General features: G+C 31.2%; 27 protein-coding genes. 17 read left to right on the plus strand and 10 right to left on the minus strand.

Features of this window, described 5'->3' with window-relative positions; all coding sequences use genetic code 11:
* Positions 1-38: 38 nt before the first annotated feature.
* Entirely contained in the window at positions 39-1,199 is a 1,161-nt protein-coding gene (locus CN601_RS12570) for an aminotransferase A (protein ID WP_098171247.1), read from the minus strand.
* Positions 1,200-1,343: 144 nt separating this feature from the next.
* Here CN601_RS12570 and corA point away from each other — a divergent pair, with 144 nt between their 5' ends.
* The gene (gene corA / locus CN601_RS12575; protein WP_098117759.1) at positions 1,344-2,288 is read left to right on the plus strand and encodes a magnesium/cobalt transporter CorA; all 945 of its coding nucleotides are present in this window, start codon (positions 1,344-1,346) and stop codon (positions 2,286-2,288) included.
* 767 nt (positions 2,289-3,055) lie between these two features.
* Positions 3,056-4,372 (plus strand): ATP-binding protein, encoded by a 1,317-nt coding sequence (locus tag CN601_RS12585; RefSeq protein ID WP_098117756.1) that lies wholly within the window; start codon positions 3,056-3,058, stop codon positions 4,370-4,372.
* Positions 4,373-4,552: 180 nt separating this feature from the next.
* On the opposite strand, the gene CN601_RS12590 is transcribed toward CN601_RS12585, so the two are convergent.
* From CN601_RS12590 to CN601_RS12610, 5 genes are all read right to left on the minus strand, one after another.
* On the minus strand, positions 4,553-5,797 hold the full coding sequence (locus tag CN601_RS12590; RefSeq protein WP_098117755.1) for a DUF3967 domain-containing protein: 1,245 nt from the start codon (positions 5,795-5,797) through the stop codon (positions 4,553-4,555).
* A gap of 281 nt (positions 5,798-6,078) precedes the next feature.
* Positions 6,079-6,345, minus strand: coding sequence for a phage holin (locus CN601_RS12595; protein WP_098117754.1), 267 nt, complete (start codon positions 6,343-6,345; stop codon positions 6,079-6,081).
* Positions 6,346-6,523: 178 nt separating this feature from the next.
* Positions 6,524-7,063 (minus strand): YkyB family protein, encoded by a 540-nt coding sequence (locus CN601_RS12600; RefSeq protein ID WP_098117752.1) that lies wholly within the window; start codon positions 7,061-7,063, stop codon positions 6,524-6,526.
* Between the two features lie 145 nt (positions 7,064-7,208).
* The gene (locus tag CN601_RS28005) at positions 7,209-7,640 is read right to left on the minus strand and encodes a hypothetical protein (RefSeq protein ID WP_373604975.1); all 432 of its coding nucleotides are present in this window, start codon (positions 7,638-7,640) and stop codon (positions 7,209-7,211) included.
* Positions 7,641-7,772: 132 nt separating this feature from the next.
* The gene (locus tag CN601_RS12610; protein WP_179865541.1) at positions 7,773-8,606 is read right to left on the minus strand and encodes a metallophosphoesterase; all 834 of its coding nucleotides are present in this window, start codon (positions 8,604-8,606) and stop codon (positions 7,773-7,775) included.
* Between the two features lie 120 nt (positions 8,607-8,726).
* Here CN601_RS12610 and fadH point away from each other — a divergent pair, with 120 nt between their 5' ends.
* Both fadH and CN601_RS12620 read left to right on the plus strand, forming a co-directional pair.
* The gene (gene fadH / locus CN601_RS12615) at positions 8,727-9,491 is read left to right on the plus strand and encodes a 2,4-dienoyl-CoA reductase (RefSeq protein WP_142317343.1); all 765 of its coding nucleotides are present in this window, start codon (positions 8,727-8,729) and stop codon (positions 9,489-9,491) included.
* Positions 9,492-9,504: 13 nt separating this feature from the next.
* Positions 9,505-10,719, plus strand: a complete 1,215-nt coding sequence (locus CN601_RS12620) for an EAL-associated domain-containing protein (RefSeq protein WP_179865542.1) — start codon at positions 9,505-9,507, stop codon at positions 10,717-10,719.
* Between the two features lie 188 nt (positions 10,720-10,907).
* Here the strand turns inward: CN601_RS12620 and CN601_RS12625 are convergent, their stop codons facing one another.
* The gene (locus CN601_RS12625) at positions 10,908-11,639 is read right to left on the minus strand and encodes a class I SAM-dependent methyltransferase (RefSeq protein ID WP_098171250.1); all 732 of its coding nucleotides are present in this window, start codon (positions 11,637-11,639) and stop codon (positions 10,908-10,910) included.
* Between the two features lie 482 nt (positions 11,640-12,121).
* The gene (locus CN601_RS12630; protein WP_098117746.1) at positions 12,122-12,355 is read right to left on the minus strand and encodes a glutaredoxin family protein; all 234 of its coding nucleotides are present in this window, start codon (positions 12,353-12,355) and stop codon (positions 12,122-12,124) included.
* A gap of 255 nt (positions 12,356-12,610) precedes the next feature.
* Between CN601_RS12630 and CN601_RS12635 the strand changes: the two genes are divergently transcribed.
* The 11 genes from CN601_RS12635 to CN601_RS27225 all read left to right on the plus strand — a co-directional run bounded on the left by CN601_RS12635 (position 12,611) and on the right by CN601_RS27225 (position 20,814).
* The gene (locus tag CN601_RS12635; protein ID WP_098117744.1) at positions 12,611-12,856 is read left to right on the plus strand and encodes a YkuJ family protein; all 246 of its coding nucleotides are present in this window, start codon (positions 12,611-12,613) and stop codon (positions 12,854-12,856) included.
* A 187-nt stretch (positions 12,857-13,043) separates the two neighbouring features.
* Positions 13,044-13,517 carry a ribonuclease H-like YkuK family protein gene (locus CN601_RS12640; RefSeq protein ID WP_369700034.1) on the plus strand — a complete coding sequence of 158 codons (474 nt, stop codon included), beginning with the start codon at positions 13,044-13,046 and terminating at the stop codon, positions 13,515-13,517.
* A 54-nt stretch (positions 13,518-13,571) separates the two neighbouring features.
* Entirely contained in the window at positions 13,572-13,763 is a 192-nt protein-coding gene (gene abbA, locus CN601_RS12645; RefSeq protein ID WP_098117742.1) for an antirepressor AbbA, read from the plus strand.
* Between the two features lie 299 nt (positions 13,764-14,062).
* Entirely contained in the window at positions 14,063-14,509 is a 447-nt protein-coding gene (gene cbpB, locus CN601_RS12650) for a cyclic-di-AMP-binding protein CbpB (protein ID WP_098117740.1), read from the plus strand.
* A 196-nt stretch (positions 14,510-14,705) separates the two neighbouring features.
* Positions 14,706-15,581 (plus strand): transcriptional regulator CcpC, encoded by an 876-nt coding sequence (locus CN601_RS12655; RefSeq protein ID WP_098117739.1) that lies wholly within the window; start codon positions 14,706-14,708, stop codon positions 15,579-15,581.
* A 75-nt stretch (positions 15,582-15,656) separates the two neighbouring features.
* On the plus strand, positions 15,657-16,373 hold the full coding sequence (gene dapD / locus CN601_RS12660) for a 2,3,4,5-tetrahydropyridine-2,6-dicarboxylate N-acetyltransferase (protein WP_098171251.1): 717 nt from the start codon (positions 15,657-15,659) through the stop codon (positions 16,371-16,373).
* 53 nt (positions 16,374-16,426) lie between these two features.
* Positions 16,427-17,536: an N-acetyldiaminopimelate deacetylase gene (locus CN601_RS12665; protein WP_098171252.1), complete on the plus strand. Its 1,110-nt coding sequence runs from the start codon at positions 16,427-16,429 to the stop codon at positions 17,534-17,536.
* Between the two features lie 116 nt (positions 17,537-17,652).
* Positions 17,653-18,195, plus strand: a complete 543-nt coding sequence (locus CN601_RS12670; protein ID WP_098117735.1) for a peroxiredoxin — start codon at positions 17,653-17,655, stop codon at positions 18,193-18,195.
* Positions 18,196-18,337: 142 nt separating this feature from the next.
* A complete protein-coding gene (locus tag CN601_RS12675; RefSeq protein ID WP_098171253.1) occupies positions 18,338-18,793 on the plus strand; it encodes a TlpA family protein disulfide reductase in 456 nt (151 codons plus the stop codon).
* 145 nt (positions 18,794-18,938) lie between these two features.
* Entirely contained in the window at positions 18,939-19,973 is a 1,035-nt protein-coding gene (locus CN601_RS12680) for a cytochrome d ubiquinol oxidase subunit II (RefSeq protein ID WP_098117732.1), read from the plus strand.
* 358 nt (positions 19,974-20,331) lie between these two features.
* The gene (locus CN601_RS27225) at positions 20,332-20,814 is read left to right on the plus strand and encodes a hypothetical protein (RefSeq protein ID WP_218923241.1); all 483 of its coding nucleotides are present in this window, start codon (positions 20,332-20,334) and stop codon (positions 20,812-20,814) included.
* Positions 20,815-20,999: 185 nt separating this feature from the next.
* Here the strand turns inward: CN601_RS27225 and rnjA are convergent, their stop codons facing one another.
* Both rnjA and CN601_RS12695 read right to left on the minus strand, forming a co-directional pair.
* The gene (gene rnjA, locus CN601_RS12690; RefSeq protein WP_098117731.1) at positions 21,000-22,667 is read right to left on the minus strand and encodes a ribonuclease J1; all 1,668 of its coding nucleotides are present in this window, start codon (positions 22,665-22,667) and stop codon (positions 21,000-21,002) included.
* Between the two features lie 4 nt (positions 22,668-22,671).
* Positions 22,672-22,884 carry a DNA-dependent RNA polymerase subunit epsilon gene (locus CN601_RS12695; RefSeq protein WP_098117729.1) on the minus strand — a complete coding sequence of 71 codons (213 nt, stop codon included), beginning with the start codon at positions 22,882-22,884 and terminating at the stop codon, positions 22,672-22,674.
* A gap of 351 nt (positions 22,885-23,235) precedes the next feature.
* On the opposite strand from CN601_RS12695, the gene CN601_RS12700 reads away from it, so the two are divergent.
* Positions 23,236-24,144, plus strand: a complete 909-nt coding sequence (locus CN601_RS12700) for a DMT family transporter (protein ID WP_098117728.1) — start codon at positions 23,236-23,238, stop codon at positions 24,142-24,144.
* A 19-nt stretch (positions 24,145-24,163) separates the two neighbouring features.
* The gene (locus CN601_RS12705; RefSeq protein WP_098171254.1) at positions 24,164-24,937 is read left to right on the plus strand and encodes a Cof-type HAD-IIB family hydrolase; all 774 of its coding nucleotides are present in this window, start codon (positions 24,164-24,166) and stop codon (positions 24,935-24,937) included.
* Positions 24,938-25,028: the final 91 nt, after the last annotated feature.

The raw sequence follows: 25,028 nt of genomic DNA on the forward strand, positions 1-25,028 counted from the left end.
AAATGATTTCACGTCTTTTTTTAATTATAAATATACTTTTAATTTCTAAGACTTGTTACAAACGCTTCTAATCGATCACACGCAGCTTCTAATTCTTTCATTGAATACGCGTATGAAAGGCGAATGAATGAATCACCATATTCAGAAAAAGCTTCCCCGGGGATAACTGCTAGATTATGTTTTTCTACTAGATTTAATGCGAATTCCATGGATGGCATATTGAACTCTTTAATTGATGGGAATAAATAAAATGCACCTTCTGGCTTAATACAAAAAAGACCCATCTTTTCTAATCGATCAACCATATAATCACGTCTTATTTTATATTCTTTTGCCATTTCAATTGGCGAATCAATGCAGTCAGTTAATGCTGTAATTGCAGCATATTGAGAAATTGATGTTGCACATGATACGTTATACTGATGCACTTTTAAGATTTCCTGGGCTAAATAAACAGGTGCAAAAATAAAACCAATTCTCCAACCAGTCATCGAATGTGACTTACTAAGGCCATTAATGACAATTGTCTTATCTCTCATACCAGGGAAACTTGCAATTGAAATATGAGTGCTGTCATATGTAAGTTCACTATAAATTTCATCTGACAATATGAATAAATCTTTTTCAGATAAATAATTAGCTAAATTCTCAAGTTCCTCTTTTGTTAAAGTTACACCTGTTGGGTTATTCGGGTATGGTAAAACAATACAACGTGTTTTTTCTGTTATATATTCATCCAATAATTCAGGCGTAATTTTAAAGCCATTGTTAGATGTATCGACAAAAACGGGTTTTGCCCCACATGTTGTTATGATTGGTGCATACCCAGGATAGATTGGTGCAGGAAGAATAACTTCACATTCATCATTAAGAATTGTCCTAAAAGTAACATCAATTGCTTGACTAGCACCTACTGTAACGATAACCTCGTTTGCTGGGTCATACGATAGAGAGTATTTTGTCTTTAAAAAATTAGATGCTGCATTTCTAAGTGCTGGTATTCCGGCATTAGGAGTATAGACTGTTTGATTTTGATTAATGGCGTCTATTGCTGAAGCTTTAATTGGTTCTGGCGTTGGGAAATCCGGTTGACCTAATGTTAATGCTATTACATTCTCATATTTTTCAATTTTTTGGGCAAATTTTCTAATACCTGAGATTTGAATTTCTTTTACATTTTGATTAATAAATCTTTTCATACTAAATCCCTCTACTTATTATTTTTTATATAAAAAAGTAAACATCTTATTCTGTTTAATAAATGAAATTTCTTTCATTTTACCATATAATATAAAAAGTATTTAGTAGTGAAATAATTTGATTACCTAGAGAAGGTGTATAAAATGTTACAAGTAATAGGAGTAACTAAAAATAAAGTAATCGATCGAAATATATCGATTGCTGAGGCAAAATCAAATAAATATCTATGGTACTGGGTTGATATTAATGAGCCAACTCAAGAAGAGATTTCACTTTTATCAACTGAATTTAATTTTCATCAACTTGCCATTGAGGATTGTTTAGAATATGTACAAAGACCTAAGCTAGATTATTATGACGGATATCATTTTTTAATTTTGCATGAATTAAACAAACTAGACTTAGAGGAAACGGAGCTAGATATATTTGTAAGTGATCATTATGTGGTCACATTCCACATTCAGCATAGTCCCTCAGTACAACTTGTTTTAGATAATATACTGACTGATCGTCGGGCATCCAAGAGCCCACTTCATTTAACTCATCGACTCATTGATGAGCTTGTAGATAGTTATTTTCCACTAATCTATCGTTTAGAGGACGAACTATCTGATTTAGAAATTGATCCGCTACGAAAAGAAGTAAGCAATGTAGTAGAGAGATTATATGATATAAAATCAGATTTATCGAAATTAAGGAAAACAATCTTACCAACTCGAGATCTATTATATCGAATCTTAAACTCAAATCGATTTAAAGATATATCTGAGCATCGAATTTATTTTGAAGATATTCATGATCATTTAATGAAGCTCTCAGATATGATCGAAACAAATAGAGACTTAGCTTCTGATATAAGAGAAAGTTATTTTTCATTAAGCTCAGAAAAAATGAATAATATAATGAAAACATTAACAATTATTTCGTCTTTCTTTTTACCATTAACGTTTATCGTAGGTTTATACGGGATGAACTTTCACTATATGCCAGAGTTAGCTTGGAAATATGGCTATTTATTTATTCTAATTTTAATGGGATTTGTAACGATTTTAATGTACATATTTTTTAAAAGGAAAGGTTGGTTTTAAGTCGTTTTAACATACATATAACTTTAGTTAAAATAATCAAATAAAACAGAGTAGGAGTATTCTAATGAAAACACTGAGCTATTTAAGTTTTTCACTGCTTTATCTCTTAGGATTATTTTTATTACTAGACTTTGTATTCAAGTTTCAAAATACGACTTTTAACAATATTTATTACACTGTGTTATACCCATTTCTAAGCCTATTTTTGATTGGCATTTATGCATCATTGCCAAAATTTGCAAAACTTATTACGAAGTCGGGTTTATCTTACCATTCAAACGAAAAGCTAAAATGGTTTGTTTCAATAATTTTACTGATCATTCTTTCGTTAATTATGATAATAAGGTTTGGTACATACCCCCATGTATTAGTAACTATATTAACTATTTTTGGTTATGTCCTCTCATTAATTACAGGATATAAATTAATAAGGTTCAGAAATAAAAACTTAGAATAAAGCAGAGGCCTATAATAGGGCCTTTTTAAATTGAATTGTAACTCGGCTAGGACGTGAGAATTTTAGAGTAAAGAGTATCGCGATCAAACTAGAATTCTACTACTCGACTAATTGATCCATCTGGAATTTTTAGTGATTAAAGTTTTGCCCTGAATGACTTCAACTTGACGACTTTTCTTATATTTTAGAATTCTTTGTAATAATGTGACGTACTATGTCAAAATGTTTTTTTCGAATTTTTTGTATTAATAATTAGAACTTTTAATAACTATGTTATAATTTGTTGAAAGAAGGGGTGGGGGACACTTTAATGCTGCAATTAAAAGATTTATTAATTCAATTTGCAATCATAATCATTCCGGTCTTTTTATATGAAATGTTTTGGCTAAGTAGATACCATAATACAAGTCCAAAGCAAAATAGAATACTAGTTGGATTGCTAACTTTTTTTAATATTTTTATTTGCTTGCTTTACCCAATTCATATCAGTAAGAGCATGGCTATTACTTTTAGTATTTTATTAATCTATTCATCTATTTTGTACGGTGGAAGATGGATCGGAACAATGATTATTTTTACGAAAGCAGTTTTTGTCTATTTACTATATGGATTATCATCATTAAAATCTTTTCCTTTTGAGTTGATTTCATGTATTTTACCATTTATCGTATCACCACAATGGGTAAGTTTTTCTAAACGTAAGAAATTTGCTCTTAGTATCTTAATGCCAATCTTATTTTCATTTAGTATGATCTGTTTACTTTATTATGAAGCAACAGTCAATGGGATAAAAGAGTACCAAACAGATAAAACGATTTTTTCAGCATGCATCTTTTTTACTGTTTTAACGATTACGATGTTATTCCATGTTTATTTAAGAGAATTTTTATTTGAAAATGCTGAAATTAGAGTTCAAATGCAAAAGTCGGAAAAATTAAACATGGTAAGTGAACTTGCGGCCAGTGTTGCGCATGAAGTTAGAAACCCACTTACTGTTGTAAGGGGTTTCATTCAATTGATTGAAAATCAAGAAAGTGGAACGAATAGAGAATATATGAAACTTGTATTAGCCGAACTGGACCGGGCGGAGAATATTATTTCGGACTACTTAAATCTAGCTAGACCTCAAATTGAAGAGAAAAAAATCATTAATATGACCGAACAATTGAATGAGGTTACTACTTTAATGTCAACTTATGCCTCATTGCAAGGCGCATTCTTACAAGTAAATGTTAATGAAGATATGTATACTGTTGGAGATCGAGCTAAACTTAAACAAGCAATCATTAATGTCTTAAAAAATGGTGTAGAAGCAATTAAAGACACTAAAGGTTATATTAAGATTGAAGCAAATATGGAGAAGGTAAAAGATAAAGAGTACATACGAATCATTGTAAAAGATAATGGAATTGGTATGTCGAAAGCTCAGCTTGATCGTTTAGGACAACCTTTTTATTCGTTGAAAGAAAAGGGAACAGGATTAGGATTAATGGTTACTTTTAGTATTATTGAGGCGCATAAGGGTACGATTGAATATTTAAGTGAAGAAGGCAATGGTACAGAAGTTCATATAATGTTACCAGCGTATCATCAAGAACAAAGTGAAGAGATTCAATTAAAAGAATAAAGAGAGGGTAATGATCCTCTCGTACTAACTTCGAACTCTCGTTTTCTAAAGTCAGCTGGTTGTTCATTCGTATGGATCAGGTTGAAAAATTTAATTTTTATGTTTAAACAAATAAAGAGAAGGGAAGATTCCCTTCTCTTTTAAAGATATCATAATCTATAAGTGCTAATATAAAACAAATTATTTTACTGATTTTGGTTTAAAAAAGAGTGATTTTATTGCATTTTTCCAATCTCTTTCTTTTGAAGCAGCAACCATTTTCTTCGTTTCCTGCAACTCTCTAATCATTCTCATTAATTGAGCGTCTCGACCGGATTCTTTCGATTGAATTTCTTCAAATATTTGTTCCAATTTTTCGTCTTTTTCTTCAATAACAGCAGCAAGCTCGTGGAGCTCTTCACTTTTTTCTTCAACTGAAATTAATATTTGTTCTAATTTTTGATCTTTTTCCAAGTTCTGTTTTATTAGAGTTTGATTTTGAGTTAGGATTTGTTCATTCTGAAATGCTAGATTCGTAATTTGTGACATGAATTCTTCAAACATAATTTGATTAGTATTTGTCGGAACAAAGGTCGTAACTTTTTCTTTTGATACAATTTGATCAATTACTATTTTTGATTCGTTTAAATTTGTAGGAATATCTTCATCAGGAAGTTTATTATTTTCTTCAAGTATTTGTTCAACAGTCATTTCCTCAAAGTGATATTCTTTGACTACTTCATCCAGTTGCGATAATGTAGGAGCTTCGTTCATTTGATCTATTTCTTCTATTGATTGTTTGTCGGGTATTCCTTCAAATGTTACTTCCCTGGATACGTTCGCTTCAATCGGTTTTTTTTCAATTAAAGTAGGTTGCACTTCTAATGGCGTTTCCATTAGTTCCTGTTCGACTACAGTTTCTTCTATAATTACTTCTTCAATTAATTCACGTTCTGCACCATTTTCTACTAATAAAGTTTCTTCTTGTAAATGACTAATTAATTCGGTTTCATTTTGAATTACAACTACTTCATCTAAATTTTCATTTTCTTCTTCAATTATTTCATTTTTATTTTTTATGTCAAAATCATTATGTATGTTATCTTCTAGAGGAGTTTGCGGGGCATTTGATGTAATTTGCTCATCATTATTTAAAGTTATTTCATTTTCACTAGTTATTGCAACTTCTGCAATCGTTTCAGCAAGACTTTGATTTAATAGGTTATTTAAAGCGGATTGTACGGCTTGTGATAGATTTTCATCTTTTTGGTAATCTTTCACAATCAGTTGAAATAATTCAAAATCACTTTGATTATAAATCCTAGTATCTTGATTTTTTGTAAACTGGTATGCATTTTTTTCTAATTCCTTACTAATTTCTCTAACGCGAGACTTACCGATCTTTAATTTCTTTGAAATGTCTTTACTTGTAAAAATTACTGACATTTTTTATCCTCCTGAAAAATGTGTGTTTTTAGAACATTCAATACAGAGTTAAACTTTTCCTACTTGTTTTAGTTAAAATAATTCTACAATGTATAACAAAGTGCATATGATTATACCGATTAAAATCAATATATGAGGAAAAACAGTGAAAAATAGTAAATCTTACTAAAAAAATAGCATAAATTGGGGTGAAAGAAAGAGAGTGAAACAATGTTTAATCACTCTCATACTAAAAATTTAAAAATGTAATCAAATCGTTCAAAAAGTAGAATAATAGTAATCTATTGGTCCGAATTTGTATTATTTTTATTTGTTTTTTCTAATCCTGCTTCTTGAAGTAATGCTTTTTGAGCTTGTCCTTTTTTACCTAAATAATTATGCTTAGCACCGAAGTATAAAATAAACAGGAATGAAATGATATTAATTACCGCATCAATTTGATCATTATTTAGGAATTTAAACCCAAAAGAATTCACTAATAATTGAAGCGCAAATAAGAAGCCAGCAACATAACGAATAATATCTTGTAAGTTATTATTACCGAACATATTAATCACCCCCTATTAATAGAGTATGCTTGTCCGTAAAATATGGTGCAAAAGTATAGGGGGAAAGGAGTAAAAGAGAATATCACGAGATTAGAAGTGCACAAGAGTAGGTATAAAGAAAGGGAAATATTTTCTTAAGATTTTAAAATCTCAAGAAGATATTTCCCTTAGCTCTTAACTATCTTTGTTGTTTACCTTTATTTTTACGAATTGGTTCACTCGGAAAAGTAAATGTAGAATTGTTTAGAAATGAAGAAGTTTTTAGAAATTGTCCTGGGGTATTTTTTCGGTGATTAGATCCGTGTTTTATTTTACTTTCGGATTTAACGTTATCAATACCTAAGAAATGATGAAGTATCTTTTTTGCATAGCTTAAAGACATGGATACTTTTGGATTTCGATGAGTATTTTCTAAAATTCCTAAATGTGGCAGCAGTTTAAAGTCTTCTTTTAAAGGAGGTATATGAAAGAAAAAATCTCCACAAGCAATTAATACGTCAGATTGTTGTTTACTTGCCCTAGGGTTATTGGAAAAATGTAATCCGACTTTTTTAGCAATTCCTTTATCAATAAGTTTTATAATAGCTTGTCTTTTTAGTGAATATAACTCACTTGGTTCAAGTGCAGTTTTAGCATGTTTATTCACAACAAATATTGCCTGAAAAATTTCTTCATTTGTAAAATTTAGTTTATTCAGGCCAGGATCTTTCGGTTTCATGTTTCTATGTTACCTCCAAAATAATAGATATGAGTATATTATATCTTTAGTTTTAATTTTTTCAAATCAAATCTAGAGAAGTGGTAATTTAAATAAAAAGCTAATCGAAATAATATTCATTAAAGCGACTAGCCTTTTGATGTTTTTAGTATGGATATGGACCTAGATTACCAGGATTATTTAAACCTGCATTTCCAGGTAAATAGGCACCTGGATTTACTGGTGGGTATGGTTGTGGATTACCAGGGAACGCCCCGCCGCCATATGGAGGATAACCAGGGAAAGCGCCGCCACCATATGGAGGATAACCAGGGAAAGCGCCGCCACCACCATATGGAGGATATCCAGGGTATGCGCCACCACCGTATGGAGGAAATGGTCCATAAGGTGGGCAATATGGCGGTCTAAAGGCCAGTGCACCTAAAGCGAATCCGCCTGCTAATCCTGCTAGTCCTCCTATTATTGGTAAAATCGGAAAAAACGGGAGAAAACGTTGTTCGTTATGATCATAATAATAGGATGGAGAATGATCATCTCTGTAATAATGATTCAAATTAGGGTGATAGTGATAATTCATGTATTTAACCTCCTCTCTTGTCTTCAATAATAGTGTATGGAGTCTTAAAATAATTGAGCAAGTACCCATAAAATTAGGTAACCAACCTAGTATGAGTGAGATTTAATTGGCTAAATATTCATGAATAAAAGGTTAATGCTTAAGTTGACCCTTAATTTCAATTGAAATGATTTCCGGTGGTGTAAATAAGCGAATCGGCAATTTGGTTGTACCAATTCCATTTGAAACAACTAAATGACTATTATATTTCTTCGATAAGTTGTAAACACCACGATTGTATTTTTTTGCATATGGAGGCATTATGAAGGATTTGTAAAACGGAAAATAAATCTGTCCTCCATGACTATGTCCAGAGAGTTGAAGGTTGATTGGATAGTTTTTTGTTAAATCAGCGATATCAGGTTCATGCGCAAGAACGATCGTATAGGAATTTTTTTGAATCTGTTCTAATATTTTATTATATTGTTTATTTCCTAGCATATAATCATCAAGACCGATAAATGAAACTTTTGTTTTCTGAATATAGTATGTTTTTTCTTCGTTTTTTAATAATAAAAAATTACTATCAACTAAAAGCTTTTCGTATTGTTCAGTAAAATAACCTCCATGATCATGGTTTCCATAAATGGCAAGTTTTCCTCTTTTGGGATTTAGTTCTTTTAAGAGTTGGATTACTTCTTTTTTATATGCAAACTTTCGAATATCACTAACCAAATCACCTGTAAAAAGAATAAAATCAGGCTTCATTTGGTTAATATTGTTTACGACTTTTTTAAATTGTTCTATATCTTTTTTATTTTTAAAATGAGTATCTGAGATTTGTATTAGTTTAATAGTAGTACTGGAATTTTGGCGATCGTTGGAAAATATTAAATGCTTTGTTCGAATTGATGATGGTTCAACGAAGATTGAGTAATAGATTAAACAAATACATAGCAAAAAAAATGATGTGAGTTTTATTTTCAACTGTTTCCCGACCTTTATAAATGAAATAAGTACATACTATATTAAATAGTTTAATTGTTGAAAATATTCTCAAAATAGATAAATGTTGTTAAACTATTAAATACAAAGGGAGTGATACGAGTGAAGGATAAAGTTATAATCGTTACTGGTGGATCTAGCGGTATGGGGAAAGCAATGGCTACTCGCTTTGCAAAAGAAGGTGCAAAAGTAGTTATTGCTGGAAAAGATATTGAAAAATTAAATAGTGCAAAAGAAGAAATTGAACGATATGATGGTCAAATATTGCCCATCGTCTTAGATGTTTGTGATCCAGAGCTCATAAAAAATATGGTAATGGAAGTTGATCAAACATTTGGTACAATTGATTTTTTAGTAAATAATGCAGCAGGTAATTTTATTTGTGCTGCAGAGGATTTGTCTGTAAACGGATGGAATTCTGTCATTAATACCGTACTGAATGGTACTTTTTATTGTAGCTCGGAAGTTGGACGGTATATGATCAAACATAATATTAAAGGAGCAATCACGAATATGATCGCTACGTACGCCTGGGATGCAGGTCCAGGAGTGATTCATTCTGCATCAGCTAAAGCTGGTGTACTTGCAATGACTAGAACATTAGCTGTAGAGTGGGGAAGAAAGTACGGGATACGAGTGAATGCAATAGCTCCCGGCCCTATTGAGCGTACAGAGGGAGCGGATAAACTATGGCTTTCAGATGAACTAGCAAACAGAACAATGCAGAGTGTACCATTAGGTCGATTAGGTACTCCTGAGGAGATAGCAGGACTTTGTGCATATTTATTTTCAAATGAGGCTAGTTATATTAATGGTTCATGTTTTACAATGGATGGAGGACAGTCAATACATCAATACCCTTTCTAGAAGGAGGTTCAAAATGGATCCTTTAGACGTAATAAGTAACTTAGATAAAGTCATACCATACTTCCAACCAATTTATGGAGCCGATACACAAAATTGTGTAGGAGTAGAGGTTGTTGGTAGACTGAAACTTGAAAATTTACACAGCCTTGAATTCTTCTTTGCAAATGACTTGGTGCCAGACGACTACTTACTAGAGGTTGATAATCATATATTAATTCAAGCCCTCGATGGAGTTTTACAATCAAAATTTGATGGTGGAATTTTTATCAATCGTCATCCTTCAGCACTACTTTCAGATGATCCTGAAAGTCTTTTAACAATTTTACAATCCTATGAAGAAAAAGGGATACACCTTAATAAAATTGTTATTATTCTTCAACACCAACTTTTTTATGGTTTTGAGAAGGAATTAAAGAATTTAATTACATATTATCAAACATACGGTATTAAATTTGCGATTAATAGCGTAAATGAAAAATTAATTAATTTAGAAAAACTTCGATTTTTATCTCCCGACATCATTAAAATCGATTTTAAAATGGTTCAACAACTTCATACCTCATCGTTTCAAGATTTATTAAATTCCGTAATTTATGTAGCTGGAAAAGTAGGGGCATCGATGTACTATGATGGGATCATTGATTCGATCCAATTAAGAAATGCATGGAAAAATGGTGGGAGATTCTATCAAGGTGCATACTTGTCTATACCGCAGCCTTCAATTAGTCAGTTAAATCATGAATGTGAACCACTGAAGAATGACATCTTAAAATATATTCGAGGCGAAAAGAACAAATTAATTGCACTTAGAGATATGACAAACTTAATTCAGCGAAAAGTCGAATCAACGATTAATAAGTATAAATTAGAAGATGATTTAAATTCATTTTTAGTAAATATTTCAAATGAATTAAATACAATATGTTTTAGAATGTATATATGTGATGAGGATGGTTTTCAGCAGTCTGCTAACATGTTTAAAGTTAATGGTGAAAGGTGGGAACTTCAGCAAAAGTATAAAGGTAGGAACTGGAGCTGGAGGCCATATTTTTTAGAAACCGTATTAAAAATGCAATCAAATGATCAAGGACTTTTATCCGATATGTATAGAGATATTGAAACCGGTGAGAAGATTCGGACATTTTCTTATCCGATGAATAGCGGGAACTATTTATATATTGATCTAAGTTATGATTTTTTATTTAAACATAATGAATTGCTTTTTTAACGAAAATGTTTAATTTGAAATTAGGTATGTAAAAAAGGGGCCGTCCTAAAAGTCTGCGTAACTGACCTTTAGGTGGCCTCTATTTGATGATCTAAGGCTGTCTAGCATCAAAATATGCTGGGGATTCAAAGCTTTATTTTCACTTCAGATTTTTATTTCATCTACTCTGACATCCTCACTAGATCACTCTATTTAAAACAAGAAAAAACAAGTACAACTGGAATTCTTTGTCTTCGTAAAAATTCTTCTTCACTTTTAAAATGGATTCGTTTAGGTGTCCCTTCTTGTAGCTGATCAATTCGAAATCCGGTTTTCCTTAAAATAGTAAAATATTGTTCGATTGTACGATGATATTTGACCACTATTTTATTGATCCAGGGTTCTTTTCTCTCACCTGTTAGAAAATAATCGTCCACTATCCAACTTTCTCTTAGATCACCAGACTGTTTACTTTCATTGGAGGCTGTAGTTAATGGGTGTTGAACACTAAATACAAATTGGCCATTCTCCCTTAAAGAGTTAAATACTTTTTGTAATATTAGCTCTATATTTGAAATATAGTGTAATACAAATCGTGATGTAATAAGTTCAAATGAATCTGTTGGGAAGTTATAATCCTCAATTGAAGAGTAGTAAATTGAGCCTACGGTGTCTTTTAAATTAGTTTCGGCTACTTTAATCATTTGCTCTGATCCCTCAATACCTAAATAGCTGTTTGCGCCAAGTAACAAAAGCTCTTTTCCAAAGCTTGCGTCACCACAACCTAAATCTAATATGTTTTTTTGATCAACATTTCTAATTAATTCATGGATAATCGGACCTTCTATCGCATTGTTAGGACTATCTATTCGATTTCTGCGTTTCATATATTCTGAAAAAAAATCATCCTGATTGTAAACCGTTGAACCACGATACTCCATTTTACCGCTCCTTTATTGTCCGAAATGTTTATAAAAGTTGACACAAATTAACTAACTTTAACATTAAATTTGATATGGAAAAAGAGAGTTTATACCTATATTCAGATTTTAAAATATTAGGGGAAGTTTATTATCAAAAATCGACTATTTCACTTAAAAAGGCACATATTCAATGAAATAGTGCTATTTCGATGTCAGCTAATGTAAAAAAGATAAGAACGATTCGTATAGTATAAATAATTAAAACAATGATACGATAAGTAAAAGTTTAGTTGAGGGAGGATTAAATTTTGAGGGGACTTATTTCGAAAGTTCTTTTTGTATCGTCCGTCATGTTTTTTGTCTTTCATTTTATAGGAGTTGGATGAACTAAATTTTTGGACAAGCCCTTGAAAACATTATAAAAAATAGTTGAAGTTAATAGGAATAAAAAAACACCTAAATGATTGAACTTTCATTTAGGTGTTTTAATGTTAAAAAGATTAACTTTTTTGAAGCGCAGCCTCAATTTGATCCATTTGAACGCCTCTAATGATCTCTTCATTTATAATTAAAGTCGGTGTTGAAAAGGAATCTAACTCAAACATCATTCTTTTTTTCGCAAACTCATCTTTTGAAACGTTATATTCGGTATAAGTAACTTTCATTTCTTTTAAATAATTTTTCAAAAATTCACATGGTGGACAGCCATCTTGCGTGAATAATTCAATTTTCATAAATTTACATCCTTTCTATATTAATTTCTAAAAGCAATTTGTATAAAACTATTATGACATAGAAAAATTGCGATGTTAAAGAAATTTGTTTTTTCAGCTGAAACGACTATTTCACTTGTATTTATCTTGGAATACAAGTATTCTTATTAATGGACACTTACATAGCTTAAATCTATCAGAAGTTTTATGGATAGAAATTGTAAGAAAGTATAACCTATATTTAGGGAATGACACATGGTAGAAAGGAGTTCTAATATGTCTTTATTACTAGGAATTTTAGAACGCTTAGAAAGTTTAAAACAACAAGCTACGAATGGTGAGGTTGCTCAAAGATATTTTGAGGTTAATGGCGAAAGAAAATGTAGCGTAAAGTATTCTGAGAAAAATGAAACTTTTGAATTAGAAGTATTTCAACAAGGTGAAAAACCACAAACGTTTCCATTCGATAATATCGATATGGTTGCAATTGAAATATACGAAATTATTTCTTCACTAGATTAAGAAAAGAAAAGAAAAAGCAGGCTTAAGCTTGTTTTTTCTTTTTTTTTTTGAAGATTTAGTTACAAAATAGTAAGGTCGTGCTAATCCCTTTTCGTAATGAATACATTATTATGTAACGTTTATGAAAAGGGAGGTCATATATGTGAATAAAGATCAGTATCGATTTTACAATGTTAGTGAACGAAAAATGAGTTTCGATCAGGTAGTTGATCGTTTATATCACTTTGTAAAAAGTGATCCTAATAAACAATATCGACTTTCTATCGGAACTGATTCTCAGGTTCATAGTAATGGGACTAAGTTTATTACAGCGCTTCATTTGCATAGAGTAGGAAATGGAGCTTGGGGATGTTTACATACTTGTTGGCATCACAAGAAAATCCGTAATTTAAAAGAGAAAATATTTCTAGAAACAATGTATAGTCAGGAAATAGCATTTTTATTATCACCTTTTCATTTGGAAAAAATTTTTAGTCCTCTGCATGAGAATGCTAATTCAAATAATTTTAGTTTTGAAATTCATTTAGATATTGGTACTGTGGGACTGACGAAAGAGTTTATACAAGAAATGACATCTAAAGTAAGTGCAATGGGGATCATTCCTAAGATTAAACCAGATTCTTATACGGCATTTAGTTATGCAAATAAATTTACAAAATAAGTAGTTTAAACTAAATAAACATTGATTAAAATGAGGACTAGGAGGGATTGATGGATGCTAAGTGAACAAAACTTTACGAATGATGAATTATCTTTATTAGTCGATACAGTGATGAAACAAAATTATGCAATTGAACTAATTTCATCGCAAATTACTGATATAGAAAACGGATTAATGGATGCAGGAGAAGATCAATACGAGAGACTAATACATTTATATCAAAAATTAAGGGATTTGGGTTTATGATATCAATTATAGATGAACGTTTAGATAATAAATTATTTATCTAAACGTTTTTTTGTTTTCATGAATAAATTAAAATAATAAAGCAATTTATTAGGAAAAGTTAAATTGGAAAGGGGTTACAAATCTGATAATATAGGGAAGGGGACATAGTCCTAAAGAATAGAATAATGTATAAGTTTTAATTTATACAAATGATTAGTGAAGTAACTAGCCTATTTAACTGATGGTTATTTAGATGGACTTACTAGTTTTAACCATTTTTTAAATACTAATACTTTACTACCTGGGGGACGATGTTTTTGATTAGTATTGATGGTTCACAATTTTTTGAACATAAAGTAGAAGAAGTAATTATTTCGAGTGAAAAGGTAGCTCACGTACAAAGTGGTAACAGTTTGGAGCATGCTTTATTAGTACTTACAAAATCAGGATATTCATCAATTCCTGTTCTAAATCCAAAGTTTCAATTACTTGGCTTAATTAGCACTTCAATGATATTAGATGGAATACTTGGGCTAGAAAGAATTGAATTTGATCGTTTAAGTAATATGAAAGTTCAAGAGGTAATGTGTACAGAAATTCCTCTATTAAAAACAACAGATACGCTAGCTAAAGGGCTTGAAACTGTAGTTGATCATCCTTTTGTATGTGTAGTAGATGAGAATAATACGTTTGAAGGTATACTAACTAGAAGAGCGATTTTAAAACAATTGAATAAAAATGTAAGAAGATACAATAAACATTAATTGATAAAAGTAGGTCATTTGAATATTGGCTTACTTTTTTTATTCATGTAGTACAGTAGTAAGGTAGAATAGTTAAGGGGCTAGAAAAAGATTTTAAAAGAATTAAATATGAAGCATATGGATTTATCTTAAAGATCATAGAAAGCCAAAAATTGAGCTCTTAATGATTTTCCTGCACTACTTAAGGGGGGATTAAATGCAGATTGATGATATTCGTTTAATAATTACTTTATCTGAAGAGAAAAATATGAGGAAAGCGTCTGAGAGACTATTTGTTTCTCAACCGGCTCTTAGTCAAAGGCTACAAAATTTAGAGAAGCAGATTGGCAGTGAATTGTTTATTCGGTCTCAAAAGGGATTGATTATTACAGCTTCTGGGGAAATTATTTTAAACTATGCAAGGAAAATGGAAGAAACATACCAAACGATGTTAGAGCAATTGCAAATTTTAAAATCAGATATTTCTGGTACTTTAAAAATTGCGGTTTCGTCTGTCGTTGCTCAGTACTGGTTACCGCCAGTATTAAAAAAATATGTTTCAAGTTATCCTGAAGTTCAGGTTTCTCTTTTTACTGGATGGAGTAGTGAAATTACAAATCGTTTATATGAAAATGAGGTACACCTGGCAATTGTAAGAGGGAATCAAAATTGGTTCGGAGAAAAGGAATTGCTTTTTTCTGATGAACTATTATTAGTCGATACAAAGAAACATAATCTTTTGGATTATAAGAATATACAAAGACCATTTATCCAGTTTAAAAGTAATTCAAATTACTATCAATTGATCCAATCATGGTGGTATGAGCATTTTAATTCATTACCTAAACACGAAATAGTTGTTGATCAAATAGAAACGTGTAAGCAATTTGTATTAAATGGTCTAGGTTTTGCAATTTTACCTTCTTCCGTGTTGCATGATGTAAATGACGAAAGTGTTATAAAAACACCTATAATGACAAAAGAAGATGCTGGGTTAAATCGAGATACATACTTACTTTATAATCGAGATGCCATGAAATTAAAACAAGTAGCTGGATTTATCGAATCAATTAGAAAAAAAACAAAAGATTAATCGACAAAATGTTGCTTGTTAGTTACTAGATTTGATAGAGTATTCTTATTGATATAATAAAGGGGGCAATACATTATGAAATTAATGGACGCAAATGAAATTATCGCATTTATCGCAAATAGTACTAAAAAAACACCTGTTAAGGTATATGTAAAAGGTGAGCTAGACAAGCTTACAATCACTGAGTCAGTTCAATCATTTATTTCTCAAAATTCTGGAGTTTTATTTGGTGAGTGGGACGATGTTAAAGTAATCCTTGAAGAGCAAAAAGAATACATAGAAGATTACGTAGTAGAATCAGATCGTCGTAATTCAGCTATTCCACTTTTAGATTCTAAAGGTATTAAAGCTCGTATTGAGCCAGGTGCATTTATCCGTGATCAAGTTACAATTGGCGATAACGCTGTAATTATGATGGGTGCTGTAATTAATATCGGTGCTGTAATTGGAGAAGGCACTATGATCGATATGAATGCAGTACTTGGTGGACGTGCTACTACTGGTAAAAACTGTCACGTTGGCGCAGGTGCTGTTTTAGCTGGTGTAATTGAGCCACCATCAGCAAACCCAGTTATTCTTGAAGACAATGTTTTAATTGGTGCTAATGCAGTAGTTTTAGAAGGTATTAAAGTAGGTGAAGGTGCAGTAGTAGCTGCAGGCGCAATCGTTACTGAAGATGTTGCTCCTTATACAGTAGTTGCTGGTGTTCCAGCTAGAAAAATTAAAGATATCGATGATAAAACAATTTCAAAGACTGAAATTATTCAGGCTTTACGTCAATTAAATCAATAATAACAAATAAAGCGTAGAATATATTCTACGCTTTTTTTTAGAGAGGAGCCGCAATGGATTCTTTTATTCAAATTAGAAGAGATCTACACTTAATTCCTGAACTTGGTTTTCAAGAATTTAAAACACAAGCATATTTACTAGAGTACTTATCTAGTTTAAATCAAGAAAGACTTGTAATTGAAACATGGAGAACTGGTATTTTTGTTAGAGTAAAAGGAATAAAGCCTTCTAAAACGATTGGTTACCGTACAGATATTGATGGATTACCAATGAAAGAAAATACAGGCCTAGAGTTTTCTTCAACACATGAAGGCAATATGCACGCTTGTGGTCATGATGTACATATGAGCATTGCACTTGGCGTACTGACTAATCTAGTTAATGAACCTATAAATGATGATGTTGTGTTTATTTTTCAACCAGCAGAGGAAGGTCCAGGTGGAGCTGAGCCTTTACTAAAAAGTGAAGAGTTTACATCATTTAAACCTGATGAGATATATGCTTTACATATTGCGCCTGAATATCCAGTTGGAACAATCGCGACAAAACCTGGTATGTTATTTGCGCATACTTCTGAGCTATTTATTGATTTTCATGGCTTAAGTGGACATGCTGCATTCCCACATTTAACGAATGACATGATTGTTGCGTCTAGTCATTTTATCACTCAAGTACAATCAATCGTTTCTCGAAATGTGAATCCGTTAGACAGTGCGGTAATTACAATTGGAAAAATTACTGGTGGAACAGTTCAAAATGTTATTGCAGATCACGTTCGACTAGAAGGTACTATGAGAGCTCTAAATGTAGAAGCAATGATAAAATTAAAAAATAGAATTCAAAGCCTTGTGAATGGATTTCAAGAGAGCTTTCAGTGTAAAATAGATGTAGATTTTGGAAGTAATTACTATGGCGTAATAAATGATGAATCGTTAACGAATGAATTTTTCAATTTTGCGAGACAATATGACGGTATTAATGCAGTTGAATGTAATGTTGCTATGACAGGTGAAGATTTTGGTTATATGACAAAGGAAATACCTGGTCTGATGTTTTGGATTGGTGTAAATTCTGAATTTGGATTACATAACCAAAAATTAAATCCTGATGAAAATGTTATACCAATAATGATTCAATTTATTACGGATTTTATGAAAAAGTAGTGTGAAAATGATTTTCAGTTAATAATTATTATAAATTAATATTGACTTTAAATAAGTAGTTTACTATAATATCACTTGTATGATAAATAGTTACATAAATATTGGAGGTAATAACGATGGCAGAACGTTTAGTAGGAAAACAAGCACCACGCTTTGAAATGGAAGCAGTTTTACCAAATAAAGAATTTGGTAAAGTAAGCTTAGAAGAAAACATGAAAAATGATAAATGGACAGTATTATACTTCTATCCAATGGACTTCACTTTCGTATGTCCAACTGAAATCGTAGCAATCTCTGATCGTTATGATGAGTTTGAAGATCTTGATGCAGAAGTTGTAGGTGTTTCTACAGATACAATTCACACTCACTTAGCATGGATCAACACTGACCGTAAAGACAATGGTTTAGGCCAATTAAAATATGCATTAGGTGCAGATACAAACCACGCTATTTCTCGTGATTATGGCGTATTAATTGAAGAAGAAGGTATTGCATTACGTGGATTATTCATCATCAGCCCAGAAGGTGAATTAATGTACCAAGTAGTACACCACAACAATATCGGTCGTGAAGTTGATGAAGTTTTACGTGTACTTCAAGCTTTACAAACTGGTGGACTTTGCCCAGCTAACTGGAAACCAGGTCAAGCAACTTTATAATTTTTAATAAAATTAAGCAATGACAAAAGGTCTAACATAAAGTTAGGCCTTTTTAAACACAATACGGAACACTTTTAAAAATTGAACAAGCCCTTTTAGTTAAAAAAGTAGGGCTAAAGAAACGAAATAGGAGGACTAATAAATGAGACTTCGCTCGCCAATGCCAGAATTAAACGGCGCAACAACAGTATTAAATGGAGAAATCCAAAAAGAAAACTTAATCGGTGACAAACCAACATTAATTCATTTTTGGTCTGTTAGTTGCCATTTATGTAAAGTAGCAATGCCAAATATTAATGCATTTAGAGATGAGTATAAAGATCGTTTAAACGTAGTTAGTGTTCATATGCCAAGATCTGAAGATGATTTAGATATTGAAAAAATTAAAGAAGTTGCAGCGGAACACGGAATTACCCAAACAATTTTAGTTGATAATCAGCATACAATTACAGATGCATTTGAAAATAAATATGTACCTTCATATTATGTATTTGATAAAACTGGTGTATTACGTCATTTCCAAGCTGGAGAAGGCGGAATGCCAATGTTAGAAAAACGTGTTAATCGAGTACTAGACGAAGCTGCGAAAGTAGAATAATTTCAAACCACTAAAGAGACTTTAAATAAAGTCTCTTTTTAATTTTCCATAATCTTCATATAGAAACTAGTAGAAACAGTATTTTATCGGTATAATGAAGAAAACTAAGCTTTAGATTATGAAATTTCTGTAGGAGGAAATAAGTTTGGAAATTCAAACGGTCGCAATCTTTATATTATGGTTGTTTCTATATGCCTACATGATTATTGCTTCAATTGATTTTGGTGCAGGTTTTTACGCGTTTTATGCTATTTCAACGAAAGAGGAACCAAAATTAATTGGCTTAATAAATCGACATCTTTCATCTATATGGGAGTTAGCTACATTATTCTTCATTTTCTTCTTTGTTGGTGTAGTTGGCATATTCCCAAGGGTTGCATATTATTACGGAGTCCCTTTATTAGTTCCTGGTAGTGTAGCAATGATTTTTTTAGCGGTTAGGGGATCGTTTTATACCTTTCAGCAATATGGAGGAAATAGAAGTAAGTTATTTCTAATTTTATATGGTGCTACAAGTTTGCTAATCCCTGTTACTTTATCTACTGTATTAACAATATCTGAGGGTGGATTTATTATCGAAAATGGTACGGATATACGATTTTATCCATTTAAATTGATAACGAATTCCTATTCTTTATCCGTTATGCTTTTAGCAGTATGTTCAGTTTTATTTATAAGTGCAATGTTTTTAATCTACTCTGCAAAACTAATAAATGATTCTGAGTCAGAAGTAAAATTAAGAAAGTATGTACTAGTTTGGTCGGCTCCGACAATCATATCGAGTATTATTGTTTTTGCTTCAATGAAGTTACATAATAAAGTTCATTTTGATCGAATGCATAATGTGTGGGAGTTTTTCCTTATCTCGTTCATTTGCTTTTGTCTAGCTATTTATTTTGTTATAAAAGGAAAGAGATATGGATTAGCGTTCATACTTGTATTGTTACAATATTTCTTCGCATTTTTTGGATATGGGATCAGCCATTTACCATTTATTTTATATCCTTATTTAAGAATCGAAACAAGTTTTGCTAAGAGTACTTTGGCGATTGTATTGATTATCCTATTTGTCATATTCTTCGTCGTATTTACAGTGTATTTTATATTTTTAGTTCTTAATAAACCTTTTTTTATAAAAGTTTTCTTGAAAAATAATGATAAAAATGATTTTCTGGATTGATATGGATTATTAAATTAATTTAAAGGTGTATCATAGCTAACATATACATCATTAGACCAATAAGAAATAGAGGATAATCAATTGATTATCCTCTATTTTGCTGTATAGTAGTTTAATTCGAAAAAATGGCATTAGTCTATTTTGCAAAATTAAAATCTCAACAATTTGTAAGTTGCTTCGTTCGTTATTTTCTTAATTAAGTAAATGACAGTTTAGTAGCATAAGGATAAATTTAATTTCTAAGAAAGAATGAGTAATTAGCCTTGTTTAGAGTAATGGAATGTACCTGTATAATGTTAATTGTGGAAGTTACTGGAAGAAACGTCTACTAAAAAACAAAATAACAGGAGTAAAATTTATGAAAAACAAGAAAATCTTTTTACCTCTTTTTTTATTATTAGTTGTTGGAGTATTCATTCTAATCTATCAGCGCCAAACAGATGCTAATACTAATTCAAATTCTAGTGCGTATACGTATATGGATGCTGACAAAGTAAAAGTAAAAATAGGACAATCTAAGCAGTACTCTAAAGATGAACTAAATGCAGCAGTTGAAACTGTAAAGAAAGAATTCAAGGATTATGAAGGATGCACAATGACAGATATATGGTATTCAGAAACAGAATCGCATTCAATTTCCAAAGATTATATGCAATATGGTGGGGGTATGGATAATGGTGTAAACGAAAAAAATGTACTTGTTTTACTTTCTACATTTAAAGTCGATTCTACTGGGGGAGATGGAAGTTGGGAGCCAAATTCAACTCAGTCTGATTTTAGTTGGACTCTGATTAGAGATAGTAAAAAGGGTAAATGGAGAGTTGATGATTCTGGATATTGATGTACTAGAATCACGCTACAACTAACGCATGCGAACGTTGTCTAAATTAAATTTAACAGAATATACATAAGGATTTAATGATAAGTATGGGCGTGAAATAAGAGGAACTTCTTGAAAAATAATCGAAAAAAGGAGTTGTCTTAAAAGTATTTTAACTTTAAAGACAACTCCTTTAAATTATGTCATTAAACTTCCATGATAATTGGAAGGATCATTGGTTTACGTTTTGTTTTTTCGTATAAGAAAGGAGATAAAGTATCTGTAATCTCATTTTTAATTTCAGACCATTGAGACGTTTTACGTTCCATGATTTTGTTTAAATGAGTAGAAATCATTGCTTGTGCCTCATTTATTAAATCGCCGCTTTCTCTCATGTAAACAAATCCGCGTGAAATAATGTCTGGACCAGCAGAGATTTTAAATTCCTTCATATCGATGCTTACGACAACGATTACAAGACCTTCTTCAGATAAAATTCTACGATCTCTTAATACGATATTACCAATATCACCGATACCGCTTCCATCAATATAAACATTGCCAGAAGGTACTTTTCCTGCAACCATCGCTTCATCCGAACGAAGAGCTAATACTTCACCATTATCCATGATAAAGCAGTTTTCTTCCGGAACTCCACAATCCATTGCAAGTTTAGCGTGCATACGTTGCATTCTATATTCACCGTGAATTGGCATAAAATACTTTGGCTTCATTAGTCTAAGCATTAATTTTTGCTCTTCTTGACCACCATGACCACTAGTGTGAATGTCATTTAATGATCCGTGAATTACTTCTGCGCCAGCACGATACAATAAGTTGATCGTACGATTTACACTCATTGTATTACCTGGAATTGGTGAAGAAGAGAATACTACTGTATCTCCAGGGATAATTTGGATCTGACGGTGTGTACCATTAGCAATACGTGATAATGCGGCCATTGGTTCACCTTGACTACCTGTACATAAAATAACAAGTTGATTTGCAGGTATACGGTTAATTTGAGAAGCTTCAATAAATGTATCTTTAGGACATTTAATATAACCTAAGTCATGTCCAATCTCGATATTTGCTTCCATACTTCTTCCGAAAACAGCAATTTTACGTCCAGTTGCAATAGCAGACTCAACTACTTGCTGAAGACGATGAATATTTGAAGCAAATGTTGCAAATATAATTCGACCGTCTACTTTACGGAAAATTTCATTAATCGTATCGCCAACTTTTCTCTCAGACATTGTAAAATGTGATACTTCACTATTTGTACTATCTGAAAGTAAGCATAAAACGCCCTCTTTACCAATTTCAGCCATTTTTGTTAAATTAGCTGTTTCTCCAACTGGTGTAAAGTCGAATTTAAAGTCTCCTGTATGAACAACTTGTCCTTGAGGAGTTTTTACAACGATTCCGTAACAGTCTGGAATACTATGTGTAGTACGGTAGAATGTTACGCTTGTTTTTCTAAATTTGATGATATCGTCTTCTTTAATTTCAATTAATTTAGCTTTTCTTAGAAGACCATGTTCTTCAAGTTTGTTTTTAATTAAACCAAGAGCAAGTTTACCACCATAGATTGGAATATTTAATTCTCTTAATAAATATGGAATACCACCAATGTGGTCTTCATGTCCGTGAGTGATAAATAAACCTTTTATTTTTTCCTCATTTCGAACTAAATAAGAATAATCAGGTATTACGTAGTCTATTCCTAATAGTTCATCTTCAGGGAACTTGATTCCGGCATCGATTAATATAATTTCATCTTGATATTGTACTGCGTATGTATTTTTTCCAATTTCCCCTAAGCCACCTAGTGCGAATACGGCAGCTTGATCATTTTTAAGAAATTTCATATGTTTACGCTAGCTCCAGAACTTTAAAGCTTTCACTTTGTTTTTCGAATTCAAGATGAGCACCAGTTAAAGCTTGAACAAGCTCAATATTATAATTGAAAGGTAATAATTTCGCACGAACTTCTCTTTCACTTTCAGCTTCTACATAAACTGTTTTAGTTTTTTCTCTTACAGGTACCTCTAAAGGTAATTCCTGATAGTATACTTTAAAAATCATTTAAATCTCTCCTTGTCAATTCACTATCTTCTCAATATTATAAGTGATTTTTTATATATTTTCATTCTTTTTATTGAAGATTACCTAAAATACGGTTTAATTTAAAAATATATTAGAAATTATTGAGATGTATTTTTTCTTTTTTAATAATAGTTTTAGCCGTTTTTTTAATTTTTTTCTAAGTTTACGTAACATTAGTTTTACCTCCTATACACGAAATTAAACTTGCTTATAAACAACACGGACATGGTATATTTATGTGTAGTATTGATCGAAAAGGCATTTTCATACAATATATTCAGAAAAGACGTTAAAATAGAGGGAATCTTTTAAGGGATAGGGGAGAAATATGTGAAAAAATTATACACAGCCTTGTTTTTATTAAGTATTATTTGGAGTACATCGTTTTTATTTATTAAACTCCTTTTAAATGACATCGGCCCTGAAGCAATAGTGTTTTATCGTTGTTTCTTTGGTGCGGTTACTTTATTAATCATTATGCTAATAAAAAAGGTGAAAATTGATTTTAAAAATTTACCGAAAATGAGTTTAATTATTATCATCTCATTATTTAATCACGCAATTCCGTGGTTATTTCTTTCTTTTAGTGAAACACATCTACAAAGTAATGAAGCTGCAATTTTAAATGCGTTTACTCCAATAGCTACACTTCTAATCGGTTATTTTTTCTTTTCTCAAAGAATTCAAAGGATGCAAGGAATCGGGCTTTTTATTGGGATTATCGGACTTATGATTATGATGAATATTAACCCATCAACAATTTTCTCCAATAATATAATTTATTCAGTATTAATGTTATTTGTTACATTTTGTTATGGGCTTGGTTCACATTTAACGAAAAAGTATTTACAAAAAATTGATGTTTTAACTATTTCGTTTTTAACACTTGCTATATCTGGTGTTTTCAGTTTTATTTATATGTGTATTGTAGGAAAAGGGACACTTAAGCCTTTTGTAAATTTAGAAGTTTTTAGTGGTGTATTTGGACTTGGTGTTTTATGTTCGGGGTTGGCATATTTACTATTTTATTATATGGTTAAAGAAGGTAGTGCAGAATTTGCAACTATGGTTACTTATATAGTTCCTGTTTTTGCTTCAGTTTGGGGATTTTTCTTTTTAGACGAACCTTTAACATATAAAATGGTTATCGGATTATTAATCGTACTTCTAGGAGTATTTATTACAAATAGTAAGAAGAAGTCAAAAATTAGTAACTCAAAAGCAAATGCAGCATCTTAGTGAGTGAGGAGAGTAAAATATGACTAAACCAATTGTTTTTTTCGATATAGATGGAACGATATTAAATCATGATAAAGAAATTCCAGAAAGTACAAAGAAAGCTATTTCAGAACTACAAAATAAAGATATTCATGTTGGGATCGCAACTGGTCGTGCGCCATTTATGTTTAAAGAAATTCGTGAAGAATTAAACATAAATACTTTTGTTAGTTTAAATGGACAATATGCTGAATTTGAAGGTGAAAGAATTCACAGCCATGCATTAAATGAAGAACAACTTCATCTGTTTACTCAAAAAGCAAAAGAGCTTGATATTCCGCTTATTTATTTAAACAATGAAACGATGAGAGCATCGACAGATACAAATCTCCATATTAAAGAGGCGATGGCTACAATTAAAATGGTTCATCCTGAAATACAACATGATTTTTATCAAAATCGTGAAATTTATCAAGTGTTATTATTTTGCGAAGAGCATAAAGAATCTTTATTAACAGATGGTTTTAATCAGTTTAATTTCATTCGTTGGCATGATTACTCATCAGATGTCTTACCAGTCGGTGGATCAAAAGCAAATGGAATTTTACAAATGGTAAATCATCTAGGGTTTGATATGCAAAATGTATTCGCATTTGGTGATGGATTAAACGACCTAGAAATGATTGAAAAGGTCGGCACTGGTATTGCTATGGGGAACGCAGTAGAACCTCTTAAAAAGCTAGCAAATCATATAACAACGAATGTTGATGAAGACGGTATTTTAAACGGTTTAAAATGGGCAGGATTGCTTTAATAAAAATGGGATGTCTTAATGACATCCTCTTTTTTTATTGAAAAACCCGCAAGAATGTCTTTAATAGGCTTTAACAATATTTTTTATACAT

It is taken from the genome of Bacillus sp. AFS017336 (genome assembly GCF_002555445.1).
In the GTDB taxonomy this organism is placed as follows: domain Bacteria; phylum Bacillota; class Bacilli; order Bacillales; family Bacillaceae_G; genus Gottfriedia.

Excerpts from the sequence above, each read along its gene's own strand:
- CN601_RS12570 (WP_098171247.1), bottom strand. The coding sequence starts at position 1,199 with ATGAAAAGATTTATTAATCAAAATGTAAAAGAAATTCAAATCTCAGGT.
- corA (WP_098117759.1), top strand. The coding sequence starts at position 1,344 with ATGTTACAAGTAATAGGAGTAACTAAAAATAAAGTAATCGATCGAAAT.
- CN601_RS12585 (WP_098117756.1), top strand. The coding sequence starts at position 3,056 with ATGCTGCAATTAAAAGATTTATTAATTCAATTTGCAATCATAATCATT.
- CN601_RS12590 (WP_098117755.1), bottom strand. The coding sequence starts at position 5,797 with ATGTCAGTAATTTTTACAAGTAAAGACATTTCAAAGAAATTAAAGATC.
- CN601_RS12595 (WP_098117754.1), bottom strand. The coding sequence starts at position 6,345 with ATGTTCGGTAATAATAACTTACAAGATATTATTCGTTATGTTGCTGGC.
- CN601_RS12600 (WP_098117752.1), bottom strand. The coding sequence starts at position 7,063 with ATGAAACCGAAAGATCCTGGCCTGAATAAACTAAATTTTACAAATGAA.
- CN601_RS28005 (WP_373604975.1), bottom strand. The coding sequence starts at position 7,640 with ATGAATTATCACTATCACCCTAATTTGAATCATTATTACAGAGATGAT.
- CN601_RS12620 (WP_179865542.1), top strand. The coding sequence starts at position 9,505 with ATGGATCCTTTAGACGTAATAAGTAACTTAGATAAAGTCATACCATAC.
- CN601_RS12625 (WP_098171250.1), bottom strand. The coding sequence starts at position 11,639 with ATGGAGTATCGTGGTTCAACGGTTTACAATCAGGATGATTTTTTTTCA.
- CN601_RS12630 (WP_098117746.1), bottom strand. The coding sequence starts at position 12,355 with ATGAAAATTGAATTATTCACGCAAGATGGCTGTCCACCATGTGAATTT.
- CN601_RS12635 (WP_098117744.1), top strand. The coding sequence starts at position 12,611 with ATGTCTTTATTACTAGGAATTTTAGAACGCTTAGAAAGTTTAAAACAA.
- CN601_RS12640 (WP_369700034.1), top strand. The coding sequence starts at position 13,044 with ATGAGTTTCGATCAGGTAGTTGATCGTTTATATCACTTTGTAAAAAGT.
- abbA (WP_098117742.1), top strand. The coding sequence starts at position 13,572 with ATGCTAAGTGAACAAAACTTTACGAATGATGAATTATCTTTATTAGTC.
- CN601_RS12655 (WP_098117739.1), top strand. The coding sequence starts at position 14,706 with ATGCAGATTGATGATATTCGTTTAATAATTACTTTATCTGAAGAGAAA.
- dapD (WP_098171251.1), top strand. The coding sequence starts at position 15,657 with ATGAAATTAATGGACGCAAATGAAATTATCGCATTTATCGCAAATAGT.
- CN601_RS12665 (WP_098171252.1), top strand. The coding sequence starts at position 16,427 with ATGGATTCTTTTATTCAAATTAGAAGAGATCTACACTTAATTCCTGAA.
- CN601_RS12670 (WP_098117735.1), top strand. The coding sequence starts at position 17,653 with ATGGCAGAACGTTTAGTAGGAAAACAAGCACCACGCTTTGAAATGGAA.
- CN601_RS12675 (WP_098171253.1), top strand. The coding sequence starts at position 18,338 with ATGAGACTTCGCTCGCCAATGCCAGAATTAAACGGCGCAACAACAGTA.
- CN601_RS27225 (WP_218923241.1), top strand. The coding sequence starts at position 20,332 with ATGAAAAACAAGAAAATCTTTTTACCTCTTTTTTTATTATTAGTTGTT.
- rnjA (WP_098117731.1), bottom strand. The coding sequence starts at position 22,667 with ATGAAATTTCTTAAAAATGATCAAGCTGCCGTATTCGCACTAGGTGGC.
- CN601_RS12695 (WP_098117729.1), bottom strand. The coding sequence starts at position 22,884 with ATGATTTTTAAAGTATACTATCAGGAATTACCTTTAGAGGTACCTGTA.
- CN601_RS12705 (WP_098171254.1), top strand. The coding sequence starts at position 24,164 with ATGACTAAACCAATTGTTTTTTTCGATATAGATGGAACGATATTAAAT.